Here is a 16,952-nt window from a genome sequence, read left to right on the forward strand (position 1 = left end):
AAGCAGGACTGGCTTGCGTTGTTCGCTACCGGCTCAAAGCAGATAAGCCTGCGAGTATTTCACCCTCTACCCCTCCAGCTTGGGGACATCGCGCTTACTGACATTTTGTTCTTCAGCCACCTCTTTCGCCTGAGCATGATCCTCTGCATCAGCGTCCAAGCCTTCTTGCTCTGCACGTCCAGCCGGATCATATACAAGCACGGTAAACAGCGGAAAATGGTCTGAGCCAATTGAAGGCAGGCGTTTAATATTCTTCACCCGAAAGTGTGAACTGTGGAACAGGTGATCGAGCGGCCAGCGTAAAAATGGATAGTCGGCGTGAAAGGTGTTGAACATGCCGCGCCCTATCCGCGGGTCGAGCAAGCCACTGATTTTACGAAACAGCCGCGTTGATGCAGACCAAGCCACATCATTCAGGTCACCTGTCACAACCGCAGCCCCCCTGGTTTCTGCAACGCGCTTGGCAATGACGATAAGCTCAGCATCCCGCTCGGCGGACTCCGCGTTCTCAGTCGGACTGGGTGGCGCAGGATGAACAAAATGCATCTGCACCTGATGACCGGTGCGCAGCTCAAGCAGTAAATGTATCGATGGAACGTCATGCTCAACCAGATAAGAAATCACCGGTTTGCTAAACGGCAATCTCGAGTAAACATGCATGCCATACAGGTTTTCCAGAGGGCACTTAACGCTGTACGGCATCTCAGCGTCTAACACGCCAAGTTGATTTTCCCACCAGCTGTTGGTCTCGAGCGTAACCAGGATATCCGGTTGGTGTTCGGCAACCAGATCAATCAGCGCGCCGCTGTTGCGATTATCTTGCAGCACATTGGAGGTCATAATGCTGAGCTGGTTATCGGCGTCATCTGCTCTCGACGCTTTGGCTTCGATAGGCCAGAGGCGCGTATAGGGCAACACCCACCATAACTGCCAGATAAGGCACAGCGCCGTGACTAGAATACACAGGCCTACAACTGTCATTTGCGACGCCAGAAATACACACTGCGTGACCAACAGGATTGCGGCGCAAAAGGCTATTTGTACCCGCGGAAAATCCATCACCCTGACCGTCCAATGCGTACACCTTAAAAGCGGCAGCACGGTAACGGTTGCAATAAACAGGGTCGCAATCACTAGCACGATCAACATAGGGTCTCCTGCTGCATGAGATAAAACAAAACCACGGCACCCACTCACTCGATTCATTGAAAACTGTAGCGGGAAAATGACTGGGTTAAGGGGTTTGATCCAAGGATGGATGACCCACAAAAAAGGCGCCTAAGCGCCTTTCTCTTACATCATTCGACTAAGCCGTCAGCTTGGTTAGCGCTTCACGGTATTTGTCGGCGGTTTTCTGCGCTACATCCGCTGGCACTGCCGGCGCCGGAGCTTGCTTGTTCCAGCCGGTTGACTCCAACCAGTCGCGCACAAACTGCTTATCGAAGCTCGGCGGATTACTGCCTTCGACATAACTTTCGGCTGGCCAGAAGCGGCTTGAATCCGGGGTCAGCACTTCGTCCATCAGAGTCAGCGTGCCGTCTTCATCGAGGCCAAATTCAAACTTGGTATCGGCGATGATAATGCCGCGCGTGGCCGCATACTCAACCGCAGCGCTGTACAAGCCAATGGCGGTGTCACGCACTTTAAGCGCCAGTTCGTCGCCAATGATGGCTTGGCACTGCTCAAACGAAATATTCTCGTCGTGGTCGCCAACAGCAGCCTTGGTCGATGGGGTGAAGATCGGTGCAGGCAGCTTGGAGGCTTCTTTCAGGCCTGCAGGCAGCTGGATACCGCAGACGGTTCCGCTCTTTTGGTATTCCTTCCAGCCTGAACCGGCGATATAACCGCGGACGATGGCTTCTACGGCAACAGGCTTGAGACGCTTGGCGACCACAGCACGCCCTTCAACCAGCGGCAACTCAGCGGCACTGACCACATCCTCAACCTTGTCGCCAGTAAAGTGGTTAGGCACCAGGCCTGCGAGTTTGTCGAACCAGAAATTGGAAATCGAGGTCAGGATCTTGCCCTTCTCTGGAATCGGCTCATCAAGAATGACATCAAACGCTGAAAGACGGTCAGTGGCGACCATCAGCATGCGTTTGTCATCAATTTCATAGAGATCGCGGACTTTGCCTGAGTAGATTTTTTTCAGGCTGAGGGTCACTGGCGTGGTCATGTCAGAATTTCCGTCTTGAACAAACGAAACAGGCGAAACACGGGGTTTCGCCTATCGGTTTCATGCGGGCTGCGATTGCAACCCTGCGCGGTATCCAGATCACTTGGCGGTGGCCAGGCGATCATCGGTTTAACCCAGGTTGTCCTGAATCAGGCCGAGGATTTTGCGCGATACATCTTCAGGGGCCACGGTGTTGATATCTTTCTCTACCGAGACCTGAACACTGTCACCCACTGTTGTCAGGCGCACCTGATAACGCTCGGCGCGTGCATCGATTTCTTCCTGGTCAGGTTCGCTGCCAAACAAGCTGCCGAAGAAGCCCGGCTTCTCTTCCTTGGCCTTGGAGCCTTCCGCAAGATTGATGTAGTAGACACCCAAGGTGCGGTTAAGGTCGTCAACCCGCACGTCAGCCGAATCCAGCGAACGACCCACACCGGACCAGGCCCGATCGAAGTCAGAGCTCAGGTTGAGGATTGGGTTGCCGTTACCATCCTGCGACAGGCTCACGCGGCTTGGTGCATCGTAATCACGTGCGGCCAGCAATGAGACCGAACCGCCCTGCTCAGTGCTACGCGCCATGCTCACCAGCATTTCATCAAGCAAGGCGGCATCGAGGCTTTCGTTAATGCTCTTGTCGGTGAAGGCTACATCAGCAGTGCTGCCCGCTGGGCGCTCTGCGCTGACCACGTAGATTTCACTGGTGTTGCGCTGCACACCTGGCTCGATACGCACCCGCACGCGGGTTTCTGCATCTGGAGTTGAACCTGCAACACGTGTGCTCAGACGACGCGCCATAGGTGCAGAGAGGTCTTCAAAACGCTGCCAGTCAGTGGTGAATTCACCTGTTTGCGGGCGATCATCCGCAATCCGGAAACCGTTCGACTCATAGAACTGACGCGCCACTGGCCACACTTCTGCCGGTACACGCTGGGCAACGATCCAACGCGACGCACCGCTCTTCTGCAAGCTGAACTCGCTGGCATCAGCTTGAACGGCTAATGCTTGTGGACGCGGTACATCGTATTCGCCTTCAATATTTTCCGTAGCCACTTGCTCAGGAATCGGCAGCAGTGGATCAAGCGGCTTGCTGTGGACATCGGCCGGCAGCTGCATAGGCGCAGTCTGGCGAGACGTCAGGTAATCGCTGCCACGATCACGGAAATAACCGTCTTCACCCCAGATCCAGCCGCAACCGCTGGTACTGGTGATGATCAAGGCAAGTGTTGTAAGTCCGGCCAGTCGCTTCATGCGTAGTAATTCCTCAATTAAACCAATACGCCGCACTGGCGCAGGGCCTGACGCAGCGGTTCATGACAGCGCGGGCTGAGCCAGGTCAGAGGCAGACGGATACCGTCTGGCATCATGCCCATCTCGTGCAGTGCCCATTTGACTGGAATCGGGTTGGATTCAATGAACAGATTCTTGTGCAGTGGCATCAAACGATCATTGATGGCACGTGCAATTGCCGCCTCGCCACGCATTGCCGCAGCGCACAGGTCGCTCATGGCCCGCGGTGCAACGTTGGCTGTAACCGAGATATTGCCTTTGCCACCCAGCAGCATCAGTTCAACCGCAGTGGCATCGTCACCGGAGTAGACCAGGAAATCTTTGCTGACCAGATCAATGACTTCTTTGGCACGCTGCAGGTCGCCTGTGGCTTCTTTGATGCCGATGATGTTGTCGATCTTGGACAGACGCTCAACGGTCTCAGGCAGCATGTCGCAGACAGTACGGCCCGGCACGTTATAAAGGATCTGCGGGATCGCAACCGCTTCAGCGATATGGCGGAAATGCAGGTACAAACCTTCCTGGGTCGGTTTGTTGTAGTAAGGCGTTACCAGCAGACAGGCATCTGCGCCAACGTCTTTAGCGGCGCGCGTGAGCTCTACCGACTCGCGCGTGGAGTTGCCGCCAGTGCCGGCGATCACTGGGATGCGCCCTGCCACCTGATCAACAACGCGACGGATCGCCTCAATGTGCTCAGACACTTCCAACGTCGCCGACTCACCCGTGGTGCCGACCGCGACGATGGCATTGGTGCCTTCTTGCAGATGGAAATCCACCAGTTTGCTCAGGCTATCCCAATCGAGATTACCTTGCGCATCCATAGGAGTGACCAGTGCCACCATACTGCCCGCAATCATGCAACCGCTCCTGCCGAAAAAAAGAGAGCCGTAATGGTACTGGCGCTATGAGCCTTGCACAAGCGAAGCGCTAGGGTTACCGGCAAGCGGATGCACCCTGGCGGACATTTTTAAGGCAGTAGGCTAGGTATTCCGGGCTTGAAACGGCTGATAGGCCTCGAACCCGGAGCTAATTAATCTGCTCACAGGGTTAAGAAAAATCGCCAAAACCGGCGCCAAACTGAGGTTTGATGCATTAATACATGCCGTAGAATCCAACCACCGTGACTTTTCGGGAAATAATCAGCGGGTTATTTGGCCGGTGATTCCCCTTAGCTGCGCTTTTCGCTACCCTTCCTGCTTTGAACGGCTTTGTGAAGGCAAGGTCGCTCGCTCATTGTTTTAGGAAGGCTGCATGTCACCCCCCTCAGTACGCGAACAATTCCTGGTTATCAGCGCGCTTGGCCCTAACGCCATGGAGCTGACCAATGTCCTGTGCCGCACGAGCCACGAAAACCGCTGTGCGGTGATTAGCACACGCTTAAGTCGACACGGAGAGTTCAGCGCCCTGGTATTGCAGATCACCGGCAGTTGGGATGCCCTCGCCCGCCTGGAAGCGAGTTTGCCGGCGCTGTCTAAAAAACACAGCTTTACCGCCAATGTGATTCGCAGCGCTGCTACAGAGCACCGCCCACAAGCTTTGCCGTACGTGGCGTATGTCAGTTCGGTGTACCGCCCGGACATCCTCAATGAGCTGTGCCAGTTCTTTATCGACCATAACGTTGAATTAGAGAACCTGACGTGCGACACCTATCAAGCACCGCAGACGGGCGGCACCATGCTCAATGCCACGCTGACCGTTACCCTGCCCGCGGGCACACAGATCAGTTGGCTGCGCGACCAGTTCCTCGATTTTGCCGATGCGCTCAATCTGGATGCCCTGATTGAACCTTGGCGCCCACAGACGCCTTAGAGCCCCAGCGCCCAACCTTACTCAGCGGGCGCTGCGAACATCTTTAAACCCATATGCAGGAGTTTGTATGAGCGTATCGATTGACGCCCCAGTAGCCGATTTTCAAGCCCCTGCCACCGGCGAGCAACAGGTGCAGCTTTCCGCGCTCAAGGGCCAGCAAGTGGTGATCTACTTCTATCCAAAAGACAGCACGCCTGGCTGCACCACAGAAGGCCAAGGCTTCCGCGACCAGTTTGCCGCATTTCAAGCAGCCAATACCCTGATCTTCGGTGTATCACGCGACGGGCTGAAGTCCCATGAAAACTTCAAAGCCAAACAAAGCTTTCCATTTGAGCTGATCAGCGACAAAGACGAGGCAGTGTGCAATCTGTTTGCGGTGATCAAGCTGAAAAAGCTCTACGGCAAGGAATACATGGGCGTAGACCGCAGCACCTTTTTGATCGACAAAGAGGGTGTACTGCGTCAGGAATGGCGTGGCGTCAAAGTCCCAGGCCACGTTGATGCCGTGCTGGCCGCCGCTCAGGCTCTGAATAAAGCCTGATTTAGCGGTACACATCCCTGCGATTGGCGAGCTGCACAACCAAGATGCGTAGCGCGCCGTCCTGAATATCGCAAATCACCCGAAAACCTCCAACCCGATAACGCCATAGGCCACCCAAAGGACCACTGAGTGCCCTGCCTGTGCTGCGCGGATCATCTCTGCCAATGATCCGTTCATCCAGATAATCGAGAATGCGCTTGGCTGACTGTTTATCAAGCTTACGTAATTGAGTTTTGGCCGTCTGCGTGTACTCAATCGTCCAAACCAAGTTCTTTCCTCACCTCTGCTGGCGAATGCACCGACTCTTGGCCTTTGCGCACGCGCTCCAGAACTTCCGCTGCGAGGTAATAATCTTCCATCTCTGTAAGCCCTTGATCGATGATTTCCCGCAAATAATACGCCTTGGTGCGCCCGGTATTAGCCGCCAAAAATGCTAAACGCTGCTCAATTTCAGGAGCCAATCGGATTGAAGTAGCCATCTCTGCACCTCGCTGTGATACATGCATTCAATGTATCACGAACCTTAATTCGATACAGACGCTTGCGATGCTTCTGCGATTAGCAGAACCCCAGTGAAACAAGCTATTTGCCCTATAACACCGATCTTTATAATTGCATCAGATAAGCAAAAGCCACTTCTAAAGTGGCTCCGTTTGTAGTGCGCCGTGACTTAGGTTTTGGTCGGCAAGCTTCGCGTTGCCGCACCCTACAAAAACATCATTATGCGCAAGGCTGCAGCACGGGTTTCCTACTCTCAACGCGCGGCCATGCATCCAGCAGCGCTTTGAACAGAGTTGCCAGGGGAATCGCGAAAAACACGCCCCAGAAGCCCCAGAGACCGCCGAACAGCAGCACCGCACAGATAATCGCCACCGGATGCAAATTGACCGCCTCAGAGAACAGCAGCGGTACCAGCACGTTGCCATCGAGCGCTTGGATGATCGAGTAGACCAGCATCAGGTACAGGAACTGATCGCCGAAGCCCCATTGGAACAAGCCAATCAACGCCACCGGCACCGTCACCACCACTGCGCCGATATAAGGCACCACAACTGACAAGCCTACAGCCAACGCGAGCAAGGCTGGATAGTTAAGGCCCAGCGCCGCAAAGGCAATGTAAGTGACCACGCCGCAAATGATGATTTCAATCACCTTGCCGCGAATGTAGTTGGCAATCTGCTTGTTCATTTCAGCGGCGACCTGGGTGATCAGGGTGCGCTCTTTCGGCAGGTAACCGCGAAACCACTGACCGATGACTTCACGGTCCTTAAGGAAGAAGAACACCAGAATCGGCACCAGCACCAGGTAGATCATGACGCTGACCAACACCGGCAAACTCGACAGCGAGAACGACAAAGCCCACTGTCCAAACTTGCCTGCACCGCCACGCAACGACTCAATCGACTGCATCACCTGGTCTTCGGTCACCAAGCCCGGGTAGCGCTCAGGCAACATCAGAAACAGTGATTGCCACTCGCCCAGCATGCGCGGCAGTTCATTGAACAAGGTGCTTAGCTGATGCCAAAGCAAGGGCATCAGCCCCAGAAGAATTAAGGTAAGGCCACTGATGAACAAGGCGAAGACCAGCCATACCGCGATGATATGCGGTACACGGATACGCTCGAGCCCACTGACCAGACCCTGCATCAAAAAAGCCAAGACCAAACCCGTGAGCACAGGCGCAAGCATGCCTCCCAACGTCAGGATCAAGGCAAAGCCAACAACCAGCAAAACAGCCAGTACCACCGCTTGCTCGTCAGAGAAATAACGGTGCAGCCAATCGCGCAAAACCTTAAGCATTAAAAATCCTTGATCAACCGATAAGAAGCCGCACTAAAGATCGGGCTCTTTATGCTTTACGTAACCAGTAACGATAAACCCCGTCCTGCACTTCTTCATGCAGCAGGCTATGGCCCGCCAGCGTAGCGAAAGCACGGAAGTCACGCTGTGAGCCAGCATCCGTTGCGGTTACTTTAAGTACATTTCCACTCGCCAGTTTATTCAACTCAAGCTTGGCTTTAAGCAGCGGCATCGGGCAATTCAAACCGCTGGCATCGACCTCAGCATCGAAGGCTGGCGACGCATCTTGTACATCACTCATCAAACTATCTCCAAAATTGCGCCGCAAAATATCGCGAATATCATTACCGGTTGTTTCACGGCCTCCACAGAGGCACACCTTGGTAGAACTGCAGGAGGCGCAACATACGCGATGTGACCCCAGCTTGCCATGTGTGCGGGACACTGGTCAGCACAACCTCATCACAGCTACAGTAGAGGCACTTGAAAACCAAGAGCACCTTGAATGAATTTTCTGCGCCCCGCCCTTTTGACGCTCGCCTGCCTGTCTGCCTCTGCTCAGGCCGCCAACGACTTGCCGTCACTGGGAGATGCCAGCTCGGCAATTGTATCGCCCCAACAAGAACATCAGTTGGGCCGTGCATGGCTGAGCTTGCTGCGCGGACAGGTCAGCCAGTTATCCGACCCCCAGCTCAAAGACTTCGTCGAAACCAGCGTTTACCGGCTTAGCGAGAGCAGCCAATTGAATGACCGACGCCTTGAGTTTGTGCTGCTTAACAGCCCACAGATCAACGCATTTGCGGCGCCTGGCGGGATCATCGGGGTTAACGGCGGTTTGTTCTTATATGCCGAAACCGAAGCTGAATATGCCTCGGTACTGGCGCACGAACTTGCTCACTTATCGCAACGCCACTTTGCTCGCGGCCTGGAAGCCCAACAACGCATGCAACTGCCTGTGATGGCGGCGATGCTGGCCGGGATTGTCGCGGCAGCCGCAGGCGCCGGTGATGCGGGCATTGCAGCTATCGCATCAACTCAGGCGGCAGCGATTCAGGAACAACGACGCTTTTCCCGGCAAAACGAAGCCGAGGCGGACCGGATCGGTATTATCAACCTGGAGAAAGCCGGTTACGACCCCACGGCCATGCCGACGATGTTTGAGCATTTGATGCGCCAATACCGTTATGACCGCATGCCGCCGGAGTTCCTGCTGACTCACCCGGTGTCTGAATCACGGATCGCCGACACCCGCAACCGCGCGGCACAGCTGCCCAAGGGCGGCAAGGAAGACAGTCTGGAATACCAGATAATGCGAGCCCGGGTTCAGCTGTTTTATGAAGGCACCCCCGGCCTGGCCGCAAAACGCTTTCGCGCCGAGCTAACCGAAAACCCGAAAAACGATGCGGCCCGTTATGGATTGGCCATTGCGCTGATTAAAGGCGGCCGTCAGAAAGAAGCCGGTGAGATTCTTGATCAGTTGCTGAGCAAGGCGCCTAAATCGATCCCCTACAACCTTGCCCAGGTTGATTTGGATACCGCGGCCAGTCGCTTGAATGACGCACAAAGCCGTCTTGAGCGTTTGCTGCGCGACTCGCCCGACAATTATCCGCTTAATCAGGCTCGGGTTGACCTGATGATCCGCCAAGGCCGCACTCAAGACGCTGAAGGCAAGCTCAATGCCCTTCTCAAGTCGCGACCGAAAGATCCTGACGTCTGGTATCAGGTTGCCGAAGTCCGCGGCCTCAGCGGCGACAGGATCGGCCTGCACCAAGCCCGCGCCGAGTTCTTCGCCCTGGTCGGCGACTACAAGCAAGCGATTGAACAGCTCGACTATGCCAAACGCCGCGCTGCTAACAACTTCCAGCTGGCGTCACGGATTGACGCCCGCCAGCGTGAACTCATCGAAGAGAAGCGCATCATCGACGAAATGCTTAACTGACGCGGGTTTACCCTGCCTTGCAGGGTATGACGAGGCTGGCCCAGCGGCGCAGAACATAAGCTGAATGGCCCGCCTAGCAACTGGCGGGCGAAAACAGGGTCGTGCGCCCTACCGCAATTATGCGTTGCCGGATAATCTCATCCGTGCGGCCTTGGTGAAATCAAGCATGCGCGTCAGGGGTTTGATTGCCTTGGGGATCAACGCCGAATCAACAAAGATTTCATTGCTGCCTTCACGCAAGCAATTGAGCGTACGTTCAAGGGTGTTCATTGCCATCCATGGGCAATGGGCGCAACTGCGGCAAGCGGCACCATTGCCTGCTGTCGGGGCCGCAATAAATTCTTTGTCCGGGCACAACTGCTGCATTTTGTAGAAAATGCCGCTATCGGTGGCAACAATCAGTTTTTTGTTCGGCAGGCTTTGTGCGGCAGCAATCAGTTGGCTGGTCGAGCCCACAGCATCGGCCAGTTCAATCACGGCCGTCGGTGACTCAGGGTGAACCAGCACGGCTGCATCTGGATACAGCGCCTTCATGTCTTCAAGCTGCTTGGCTTTAAATTCTTCGTGGACAATGCAGGCACCGTCCCACAGCAGCATGTCGGCACCCGTCTTGTTTTGGATAAAACGGCCCAGGTGCTGGTCCGGCGCCCAGATAATGCTTTCACCGTTGTCCATCAGGTGCTCAACGATTTCGACCGCGCAGCTCGATGTGACCACCCAATCGGCGCGGGCTTTAACCGCAGCAGACGTATTGGCGTAGACCACCACCGTGCGCTCAGGGTGCTGATCACAGAACGCGGCAAACTCATTGATCGGGCACCCCAGGTCCAGGGAGCACGTGGCCTCCAGCGTAGGCATCAGCACGCGTTTTTCCGGGTTGAGAATTTTCGCCGTCTCACCCATGAACTTAACGCCAGCCACCAGCACGGTTTGCGCCTCGTGCTCGTTACCAAAGCGCGCCATCTCCAAGGAATCAGATACGCAACCGCCGGTTTCTTCTGCCAGCGCTTGCAGCACCGGGTCACAGTAATAGTGAGCGACCAGCACGGCGTTTTGCTTTTTCAGCTCAGCGGCAATTTCAGCGCGATAAAACGCTTCCTGCTCAGCGGTGAGTGGCATTGGCTGCTTGGCATCTAAGTGCGCCTGAACCAGCAAGCGTTCGGAAATCTGCGTCATGTAATCAGGCCCTGTAACGGTCTATCAGCACGGGAATCAAGTATACCCCTGCTGCTGGCAGTAAAAACGCCGAACAAACAGCGGTACATAAGGATTTGACTGGAACGGGCCTGTTATCTTCAAGCCTCTGCGCTTTTTAGCGGCACACATAATATCGCGATCAGCTCATGCAGGCCAAACCACTTCAACGGCGCGGCCTGCAACCCGATTAACCGACCCCGTCGAGCAGGCATAAAAAAACCCGAGGTTCTGGATAAGAACACTCGGGTTTCTTTGCTTCAGCACCCGTTAATCTGGCGATGAAGGCAATATGGTGGGTCGTGTGGGATTCGAACCTACGACCAATTGGTTAAAAGCCAACTGCTCTACCAACTGAGCTAACGACCCGTTGCGGAGGCGCATAATACTGATTTAACTCAGCATTTCAACCTTTTATGGTTTTTTTAGGCATATCGGGTTGGATCAGCAATGCCAGCCGCCTTGAAACCCTCACTGCGCAGACGGCAGCTGTCACACTTGCCGCAGGCTCTACCACGGTCATCTGCCTGATAACAGGAGACCGTTAAAGCATAGTCAACGCCATGGGCAATGCCGGCTTGAACAATTTGTCCCTTGCTCATGTTTTGCAGCGGTGCCTGGATCCGAAAACCATTGCCTTCAACCCCAGCCTTGGTCGCCAAATTCGCCATGCGCTCAAAGGCTTCGACGAATTCAGGACGACAATCCGGATAGCCCGAGTAATCGACAGCATTAACGCCGATGAATATGTCACGAGCCTCCAAGACCTCAGCCCAGCCCAGCGCCAAGGATAAGAACACCGTATTACGTGCTGGCACATAAGTGACCGGAATGCCCTCGGAGGGCGCCTCTGGCACATTGATGCTGCTGTCGGTCAATGCCGAGCCGCCCATGCCGTTGAGGTTTAGGCCAATCACCTTGTGCTCAACCACACCCAACTGCTCAGCAACCCGCTCTGCTGCCTCAAGCTCGGAGCGATGCCGCTGACCATAATCAAAGCTCATGGTATAGCAGGCATAGCCTTCGGCTTTCGCCAGTGCAACTACGGTGGCCGAGTCCAGGCCGCCAGACAGCAAGATAACCGCTCGTTTAGTGCTCATAATTAACCCTCGCGCCTTTTAGCAGTCGACGCTCTACGTAGATTGAAGACTGAACGACCGTTAACGGCCTTGCTCGTCATTCCAGAGAATTTTGTGCAGCTGCAACTGCAGCCGAACCGGCAAGTTGTCAGCGACTATCCAGTCTGCGAGGTCTCGCGCTGAGACTTGCTGATGGCTTGGCGACAGCAATACCTCACCGGCACGCTCATTGAGTCGATACTGAATCAGTTTAGTCGTCGCCCAGTCGTAGTCTTCACGGGAGCAAATGACAAACTTGACCTGATCATTGCGGGTCAGCAGGTCTATATTCTCGTAGCGATTGCGCGCCACCTCAGCAGAACCTGGCGTTTTAAGGTCGAGGACCTTGCTCACACGCGCGTCAACGGCCGATACATCAAGCGCACCGCTGGTTTCCAGCGACACCTCAAAGCCGGCGTCACAGAGGCGCTCAAGCAGGGCAATGCAATTCGGCTGGGCCAAGGGCTCGCCACCCGTCACGCAGACATAACGGGGTGAATAACTGGCGATTTGTTCGATGATGGCGTCAAGCGACATCAACTCGCCGCCACTAAAGGCGTAAGCGGTGTCGCAGTACTGACAACGCAGGGGGCAGCCGGTCAGGCGCACGAATACTGTGGGTAAACCTGCAGTACGCGTCTCCCCCTGCAACGAGAAGAATATCTCGGTGATTCGCAGGGTCTTTTGCATATAAGCCACGGGCGTAACAGCTAAACAGGCTGTCCGCCTCCGTTGCGGGAAAGAAAGGCGCTATTCACACCCAGGACAAGCACAGTTAGCCTGTCCACCAATGAAAACGCCGTGCTCAATCAGGGCACGGCGCTCTTTTTACAATTCTAACAAACTATAACGACTCGGGTTACATCCGCTGCAAGTTGCGCTGAGCCAACTGCGCAGCCGAAGAGTTCGGGAATTGCGCAATCACTTGCTGGAAGGTGCTCTTGGCCTTGTCTGTATCGCCCATGCGTTGCTCAACATCGCCCAACTTGAACATCGAGTCAGGGACTTTGCTGTGCTGCGGATACTTCTGTGCAACATCAGCAAATGCCTGAGAGGCACCTTGCAGGTTGCCTTGAGCCAGATTGACCTCACCTAACCAGTACTGGGCATTGCCGGCATATTGGCTCTTAGGGTATTTGCGCAAAAAAGCGGTGAACGCTTGATTGGCTTTGTCGAAGTCCTTGGCTTTGATCAGGTCGAAGGCAGCGTCATAAAACAACTTTTCCTTCTCGGGATCAGCCTCACTGGCTCCCGCTGCAGCTTGGGTGTTATCTGTGCTTTGGGTCGCGCTGGTGGTGTTGGCACCATTCGCTGACGAATTCTGGGTGGCTGCAGCACCTGCTGCTCCACTGCTCAGCCGCTGATCAAGATCCTTATAACGCTCAAGGTTTTCTTGTTTCATCTGCCGAATATCATTCTGCTGCTCTTCAAGCATGCCGCGCAGCCGGCCGATTTCATCCTGCATCTGCTGCAACTGATTGAATAGCATGCTCTGCGCAGAGGCAGGAGCTTGCGCTCCGCCTCCCGCATAGGCGCCGGACGCCTCATAACTCGGTGCTGGATAGCTACCCGAGTTAGTGTCAGCAACTGAAAACTCAGCCCAAGCCACGAGTGGCAGGCTGAGCGCGAGTAGGCTTACGAGGCGTCGGCACGTTTGCATATCGAATTACTTACGCAGTTCTACGCGACGGTTCTGAGCCCACGACTGTTCGTCGTTGCCAGTCGAAACTGGACGCTCTTCGCCGTAGGAAACCAGTTCCAGCTGTGCAGGAGAAACGCCCTGCAGAACCAGGTAGCGTTGAACGGCTTTAGCACGACGCTCGCCCAGGGCCATGTTGTATTCACGAGTACCGCGCTCGTCGGTATTGCCTTCCAGAACAACGCGCGAACCGTTGCCTTTCAAGTCTTTAGCGTGAACGTCCAGAGCGCGCATGGCTTCTGGCTTCAGGTCTGAACTGTCGTATTCGAAGTAGAAGGTGGTGATAGCACGCAGAGCAGCTTCTTCGCTCATGTTGCCATCAACCGAACCTGCGTCAGCACCGTAACCAGCGTTAGGGTCTACAGCGCCTTCACCGGCAGTGTCGCCGCCTTTCGAAGAACAACCAACAGCAACAGCCAAAGCCAAGCTCAGTGCAGCAAACTTACCAAATTTCAGCATTTCCATCATATAGCTCCTAATGAACCCCAGTGTGTTAAGCAAAATTGCAAAGTAGCAAAGGTACAACGCCGCATCAGTTCAGGTAGGGGGACCAGGAAGGCTCTCGAACTTCGCCTTGAGCGGTAGGAAGAGGGAGCCTGACGCGACCATTTACGGACGCTAACATCAAGACTCCCCGACCCTGCTGGCGGGTTGCGAAGATTATCATGGTGCCATTAGGCGCAACAGTGGGTGATTCATCCAAATTTGTAGATGAAAGTATCCGCACGTTTCCGCGCTGCAGGTCTTGAGCCGCTACTTTGAAGTTGGTGAAGCCCTCTTGGCGATGAATCATGACCAAGGTTTTCTCATCAGCAGACAGTTTCGGATTGGCGTTGTAGTTACCCACAAACGTTACACGTTCAACTGAACCGCTATTGATATTGGTTTTATAGATCTGTGGCTTACCGCCGCGATCCGAGGTGAAGTAGATAGTTTGACCATCTTTACCCCAGAACGGTTCGGTATCAATACCTAACTGATTGGTCACGCGACGCAGCGACTTTGAGGCCAGCTCCATCACGTAAATTTCCGGGTTACCATCTTTCGACAATACAAAAGCCAAGCGCTTGCCATCTGGGGACCAGGCTGGAGCACCGTTGAGGCCTTCGAAATTGGTGATCTGCTCGCGACGCCCGGTATCGACATGTTGAACAAATATGCGCGGACGGCGCTGCTCAAACGACACGTAAGAAATACGTTTGCCGTCTGGAGCAAATGAAGGCGAAAGAATTGGCTCGCGCGATTGCAACAAGGTAACGGCGCGAGCGCCGTCATAGTCCGAACGCTGCAAGGTATAGCGGGTGTTGTCCACCGAGAACCGCTCGGCTGTGACATAAAGCAAACGGGTGGAGAATGCCCCTTTAACACCCGTCAGTTTTTCATAGGACTGGTCGGAAATGTAATGCGCCATGTCGCGTATCTGGTCGGGTGTGCCACCCACAGAGCCGGTCAACACTTGCTGCTCAGTGGCAACATTAAACAGTGCGTACTGCACCTGGATTTTACCACCCGCCGGAACCATGTTGCCGACCAACACGTACTGGGCGTTTACCGCTTTCCAGTCGCGATAGATAACTTCGCTGGCCTGGGTCGGCTGGCTGATCATGTTCTGCCGTGGAATTGGCTCGAAAACACCCGAGTTGCGCAGGTCATTACCAACAATCTCAGCAATATCATCAGGCAGTACATTGCCGCCCTGCCAACCAAAAGGCACGACCGCAATTGGCGTAGCACGATCAGTACCAGTACTGATAACCAGTGGATCAGCCGCCTGTACTGCGCCGACCATCATGGTCAAACTCAGTAGAACGATACGCATCAGGGTATTCACAGATCTAAATCCTCCGGTTTAAAGATGGCGCGACGCTTACGGTACTGACTATCAAACGTTGCACGATCGAGTTGTTGCATCTCAGAAATACGGCCGACGTTACGCACGGCTTGTATCGCTGAATTATCAAAAGGTGCGTCGCCACTTGAGCGCGACACACTGGCATTGGTAATGGTGCCATCAGGCAACATCTCTATCAGCACTTCAACACTCATTCCATTACGTGCCGAAGGCGGACGACGCCACTGCTCACTGACCAGCTTGATGATTAAGTCATCAAGACTACCAGCAACTTTATCGCCTACTTCATCTGCCAATGCTTGCTGGTGGCCCACATCATCAGAGAGCAACTCAGCCAACGCAGCGGCTTTTTTATCTTCTACAGCTTTACGACGGGCCTCTTCAGCGGCCTTTTTCTTCTTGGCGTCATCCGCCGCCTTTTTCTTGGCGTCTTCCGCTGCCTTCTTTTTCTTGGCGTCTTCGGCCGCTTTCTTTTTCGCGTCCTCAGCCGCCTTTTTCTTTTTGGCCGCATCATCAGCTGCTTTCTTTTTAGCAGCCTCATCGGCCTTCTTGGCTATGTCAGCTTTTTTGGCTGCGTCTGCCTTTTCAGCTTCGGCCTTTTTGGCGGCTTCAGCTTTGGCGGTTTCATCAGCCTTCTTGGCGACTTCGGCTTTTTGAGCCTCATCCGCTTTCTTTTGTTCCGCAGCCTTGGCCGCCGCTACTTTCTGCTCTTCCGCTTTTTTCTGTTCCAACTGCTCGGTTTCGTACTGCGGAGCAGCGGTTTTCTTCTTTTCACCGGCAATTTTCTGATTGGTCTGCGTGGTCGCCTGACTCTGCGACTTGAGCTGGTACAAGGTAGCCTGAACAATCGGTTTGGCAGGCGGCAGATCAGGCGCAAAGGCAAAACTGACAAACAACATGCCGAACATCAGCGTATGCAGGGCTACAGCCCAGACAATCGGCCAGAAAAGGTTTTCCGAGGTGGAGCGCTCACGTTGCTCGCGCATCACGGGGCCTCGGTAATCAGCCCGACGTTACCCACGTCAGCCTGCTGCAAACCACCCATGGCAGCCATTACCGTGCCGTAGTCGACCGATTTATCACCGCGCACAAACACCTGAACCTGCTTACCCTGACGACGACTCTCGTTGATAATCGCAGTCACCGCCTTGGTCATGCCGTCGAGCGATACCGCTTCATCCTGCACGGTGTCGGTGTCGACTTCTGAACCCATGTTCCAGTAATACGACTTGTCAGCCTTGATCGAGATCGTCAGCACCTTGGCGTCGTTGTCTTGCGGCAAGGTCTGACTGCTGACTTGCGGCAGATCGACCTTGACCCCTTGATTGAGCATCGGCGCAGTCACCATAAAGATAACCAGCAGCACCAACATCACGTCGATGTAGGGCACCACGTTCATCTCGGCGACCGGCTTGCGTCTGTTACGAATTCTGGCCATCGCTAAAAAAACCTATCGAGTGAGCCAACAGCTAAACCAGCCCTTGGCAGAATACCGCGTCGGTCGTTAGTGGTCGGCGAACAGTGCCTGTGCACTGCC

At 54.6% G+C, this 16,952-nt stretch carries 19 protein-coding genes and 1 tRNA gene; 3 read left to right on the forward strand and 17 right to left on the reverse strand.

Annotation, left to right across the window (positions count from 1 at the left end; translation table 11 throughout):
- Positions 1 to 66 precede the first annotated feature (66 nt).
- From AACY09_RS08645 to dapA, 4 genes are all read right to left on the reverse strand, one after another.
- The gene (locus AACY09_RS08645; protein ID WP_339487305.1) at positions 67 to 1,149 is read right to left on the reverse strand and encodes an endonuclease/exonuclease/phosphatase family protein; all 1,083 of its coding nucleotides are present in this window, start codon (positions 1,147 to 1,149) and stop codon (positions 67 to 69) included.
- 157 nt (positions 1,150 to 1,306) lie between these two features.
- Complete coding sequence (locus AACY09_RS08650; protein WP_339487306.1) at positions 1,307 to 2,176, reverse strand: phosphoribosylaminoimidazolesuccinocarboxamide synthase; 870 nt, start codon at positions 2,174 to 2,176, stop codon at positions 1,307 to 1,309.
- 129 nt (positions 2,177 to 2,305) lie between these two features.
- Positions 2,306 to 3,424 carry an outer membrane protein assembly factor BamC gene (gene bamC, locus AACY09_RS08655; RefSeq protein WP_339487307.1) on the reverse strand — a complete coding sequence of 373 codons (1,119 nt, stop codon included), beginning with the start codon at positions 3,422 to 3,424 and terminating at the stop codon, positions 2,306 to 2,308.
- A 17-nt stretch (positions 3,425 to 3,441) separates the two neighbouring features.
- Positions 3,442 to 4,320: a 4-hydroxy-tetrahydrodipicolinate synthase gene (gene dapA / locus AACY09_RS08660; RefSeq protein ID WP_339487308.1), complete on the reverse strand. Its 879-nt coding sequence runs from the start codon at positions 4,318 to 4,320 to the stop codon at positions 3,442 to 3,444.
- Positions 4,321 to 4,714: 394 nt separating this feature from the next.
- Here dapA and AACY09_RS08665 point away from each other — a divergent pair, with 394 nt between their 5' ends.
- Both AACY09_RS08665 and AACY09_RS08670 read left to right on the forward strand, forming a co-directional pair.
- Positions 4,715 to 5,272 (forward strand): glycine cleavage system protein R, encoded by a 558-nt coding sequence (locus AACY09_RS08665; protein WP_339487309.1) that lies wholly within the window; start codon positions 4,715 to 4,717, stop codon positions 5,270 to 5,272.
- 67 nt (positions 5,273 to 5,339) lie between these two features.
- Positions 5,340 to 5,813 carry a peroxiredoxin gene (locus tag AACY09_RS08670; RefSeq protein WP_339487310.1) on the forward strand — a complete coding sequence of 158 codons (474 nt, stop codon included), beginning with the start codon at positions 5,340 to 5,342 and terminating at the stop codon, positions 5,811 to 5,813.
- 1 nt (position 5,814) lies between these two features.
- Here the strand turns inward: AACY09_RS08670 and AACY09_RS08675 are convergent, their stop codons facing one another.
- From AACY09_RS08675 to AACY09_RS08690, 4 genes are all read right to left on the reverse strand, one after another.
- Complete coding sequence (locus AACY09_RS08675) at positions 5,815 to 6,081, reverse strand: type II toxin-antitoxin system RelE family toxin (RefSeq protein WP_339487311.1); 267 nt, start codon at positions 6,079 to 6,081, stop codon at positions 5,815 to 5,817.
- Positions 6,065 to 6,292 (reverse strand): type II toxin-antitoxin system RelB family antitoxin, encoded by a 228-nt coding sequence (gene relB, locus AACY09_RS08680; protein WP_339487313.1) that lies wholly within the window; start codon positions 6,290 to 6,292, stop codon positions 6,065 to 6,067. Before relB ends, AACY09_RS08675 begins: the two co-directional genes overlap by 17 nt.
- Positions 6,293 to 6,533: 241 nt before the next feature.
- Entirely contained in the window at positions 6,534 to 7,613 is a 1,080-nt protein-coding gene (locus tag AACY09_RS08685; protein ID WP_339487314.1) for an AI-2E family transporter, read from the reverse strand.
- Positions 7,614 to 7,662: 49 nt separating this feature from the next.
- The gene (locus AACY09_RS08690; protein ID WP_339487315.1) at positions 7,663 to 7,914 is read right to left on the reverse strand and encodes a sulfurtransferase TusA family protein; all 252 of its coding nucleotides are present in this window, start codon (positions 7,912 to 7,914) and stop codon (positions 7,663 to 7,665) included.
- Between the two features lie 204 nt (positions 7,915 to 8,118).
- Between AACY09_RS08690 and AACY09_RS08695 the strand changes: the two genes are divergently transcribed.
- Entirely contained in the window at positions 8,119 to 9,552 is a 1,434-nt protein-coding gene (locus tag AACY09_RS08695; RefSeq protein WP_339487317.1) for a M48 family metalloprotease, read from the forward strand.
- Positions 9,553 to 9,669: 117 nt separating this feature from the next.
- Here AACY09_RS08695 and nadA read toward each other — a convergent pair whose 3' ends face one another.
- From nadA to tolR, 9 genes are all read right to left on the reverse strand, one after another.
- Positions 9,670 to 10,728, reverse strand: a complete 1,059-nt coding sequence (gene nadA, locus AACY09_RS08700) for a quinolinate synthase NadA (RefSeq protein ID WP_339487319.1) — start codon at positions 10,726 to 10,728, stop codon at positions 9,670 to 9,672.
- 311 nt (positions 10,729 to 11,039) lie between these two features.
- Positions 11,040 to 11,115 (reverse strand) — tRNA-Lys (locus AACY09_RS08705).
- A 56-nt stretch (positions 11,116 to 11,171) separates the two neighbouring features.
- Positions 11,172 to 11,846 carry a 7-cyano-7-deazaguanine synthase QueC gene (queC, locus tag AACY09_RS08710; protein ID WP_339487320.1) on the reverse strand — a complete coding sequence of 225 codons (675 nt, stop codon included), beginning with the start codon at positions 11,844 to 11,846 and terminating at the stop codon, positions 11,172 to 11,174.
- Between the two features lie 60 nt (positions 11,847 to 11,906).
- Entirely contained in the window at positions 11,907 to 12,554 is a 648-nt protein-coding gene (gene queE / locus AACY09_RS08715) for a 7-carboxy-7-deazaguanine synthase QueE (RefSeq protein WP_339487321.1), read from the reverse strand.
- A 169-nt stretch (positions 12,555 to 12,723) separates the two neighbouring features.
- The gene (ybgF, locus tag AACY09_RS08720; protein WP_339487322.1) at positions 12,724 to 13,524 is read right to left on the reverse strand and encodes a tol-pal system protein YbgF; all 801 of its coding nucleotides are present in this window, start codon (positions 13,522 to 13,524) and stop codon (positions 12,724 to 12,726) included.
- A gap of 6 nt (positions 13,525 to 13,530) precedes the next feature.
- The gene (gene pal, locus AACY09_RS08725; RefSeq protein WP_339487323.1) at positions 13,531 to 14,028 is read right to left on the reverse strand and encodes a peptidoglycan-associated lipoprotein Pal; all 498 of its coding nucleotides are present in this window, start codon (positions 14,026 to 14,028) and stop codon (positions 13,531 to 13,533) included.
- Positions 14,029 to 14,095: 67 nt separating this feature from the next.
- Positions 14,096 to 15,394, reverse strand: a complete 1,299-nt coding sequence (gene tolB, locus AACY09_RS08730; RefSeq protein ID WP_339487325.1) for a Tol-Pal system beta propeller repeat protein TolB — start codon at positions 15,392 to 15,394, stop codon at positions 14,096 to 14,098.
- Positions 15,391 to 16,401, reverse strand: a complete 1,011-nt coding sequence (gene tolA / locus AACY09_RS08735; protein WP_339487327.1) for a cell envelope integrity protein TolA — start codon at positions 16,399 to 16,401, stop codon at positions 15,391 to 15,393. Before tolA ends, tolB begins: the two co-directional genes overlap by 4 nt.
- Positions 16,401 to 16,853 carry a protein TolR gene (tolR, locus tag AACY09_RS08740; protein ID WP_339487329.1) on the reverse strand — a complete coding sequence of 151 codons (453 nt, stop codon included), beginning with the start codon at positions 16,851 to 16,853 and terminating at the stop codon, positions 16,401 to 16,403. The genes tolA and tolR overlap by 1 nt, the downstream gene beginning before the upstream one ends.
- Positions 16,854 to 16,952 lie beyond the last annotated feature (99 nt).

Origin of the sequence: Pseudomonas sp. EL_65y_Pfl2_R95 (assembly GCF_963971045.1) — a bacterium.
Lineage (GTDB): Bacteria > Pseudomonadota > Gammaproteobacteria > Pseudomonadales > Pseudomonadaceae > Aquipseudomonas.

Bases quoted from the DNA above. Each gene is read 5' to 3' on its own strand.
- AACY09_RS08690 (WP_339487315.1), bottom strand. From the start codon at position 7,914: ATGAGTGATGTACAAGATGCGTCGCCAGCCTTCGATGCTGAGGTCGAT.
- AACY09_RS08665 (WP_339487309.1), top strand. From the start codon at position 4,715: ATGTCACCCCCCTCAGTACGCGAACAATTCCTGGTTATCAGCGCGCTT.
- tolR (WP_339487329.1), bottom strand. From the start codon at position 16,853: ATGGCCAGAATTCGTAACAGACGCAAGCCGGTCGCCGAGATGAACGTG.
- ybgF (WP_339487322.1), bottom strand. From the start codon at position 13,524: ATGCAAACGTGCCGACGCCTCGTAAGCCTACTCGCGCTCAGCCTGCCA.
- AACY09_RS08695 (WP_339487317.1), top strand. From the start codon at position 8,119: ATGAATTTTCTGCGCCCCGCCCTTTTGACGCTCGCCTGCCTGTCTGCC.
- pal (WP_339487323.1), bottom strand. From the start codon at position 14,028: ATGGAAATGCTGAAATTTGGTAAGTTTGCTGCACTGAGCTTGGCTTTG.
- dapA (WP_339487308.1), bottom strand. From the start codon at position 4,320: ATGATTGCGGGCAGTATGGTGGCACTGGTCACTCCTATGGATGCGCAA.
- tolA (WP_339487327.1), bottom strand. From the start codon at position 16,401: ATGCGCGAGCAACGTGAGCGCTCCACCTCGGAAAACCTTTTCTGGCCG.
- relB (WP_339487313.1), bottom strand. From the start codon at position 6,292: ATGGCTACTTCAATCCGATTGGCTCCTGAAATTGAGCAGCGTTTAGCA.
- AACY09_RS08645 (WP_339487305.1), bottom strand. From the start codon at position 1,149: ATGTTGATCGTGCTAGTGATTGCGACCCTGTTTATTGCAACCGTTACC.
- queC (WP_339487320.1), bottom strand. From the start codon at position 11,846: ATGAGCACTAAACGAGCGGTTATCTTGCTGTCTGGCGGCCTGGACTCG.
- queE (WP_339487321.1), bottom strand. From the start codon at position 12,554: ATGCAAAAGACCCTGCGAATCACCGAGATATTCTTCTCGTTGCAGGGG.
- AACY09_RS08650 (WP_339487306.1), bottom strand. From the start codon at position 2,176: ATGACCACGCCAGTGACCCTCAGCCTGAAAAAAATCTACTCAGGCAAA.
- AACY09_RS08685 (WP_339487314.1), bottom strand. From the start codon at position 7,613: ATGCTTAAGGTTTTGCGCGATTGGCTGCACCGTTATTTCTCTGACGAG.
- bamC (WP_339487307.1), bottom strand. From the start codon at position 3,424: ATGAAGCGACTGGCCGGACTTACAACACTTGCCTTGATCATCACCAGT.
- nadA (WP_339487319.1), bottom strand. From the start codon at position 10,728: ATGACGCAGATTTCCGAACGCTTGCTGGTTCAGGCGCACTTAGATGCC.
- AACY09_RS08670 (WP_339487310.1), top strand. From the start codon at position 5,340: ATGAGCGTATCGATTGACGCCCCAGTAGCCGATTTTCAAGCCCCTGCC.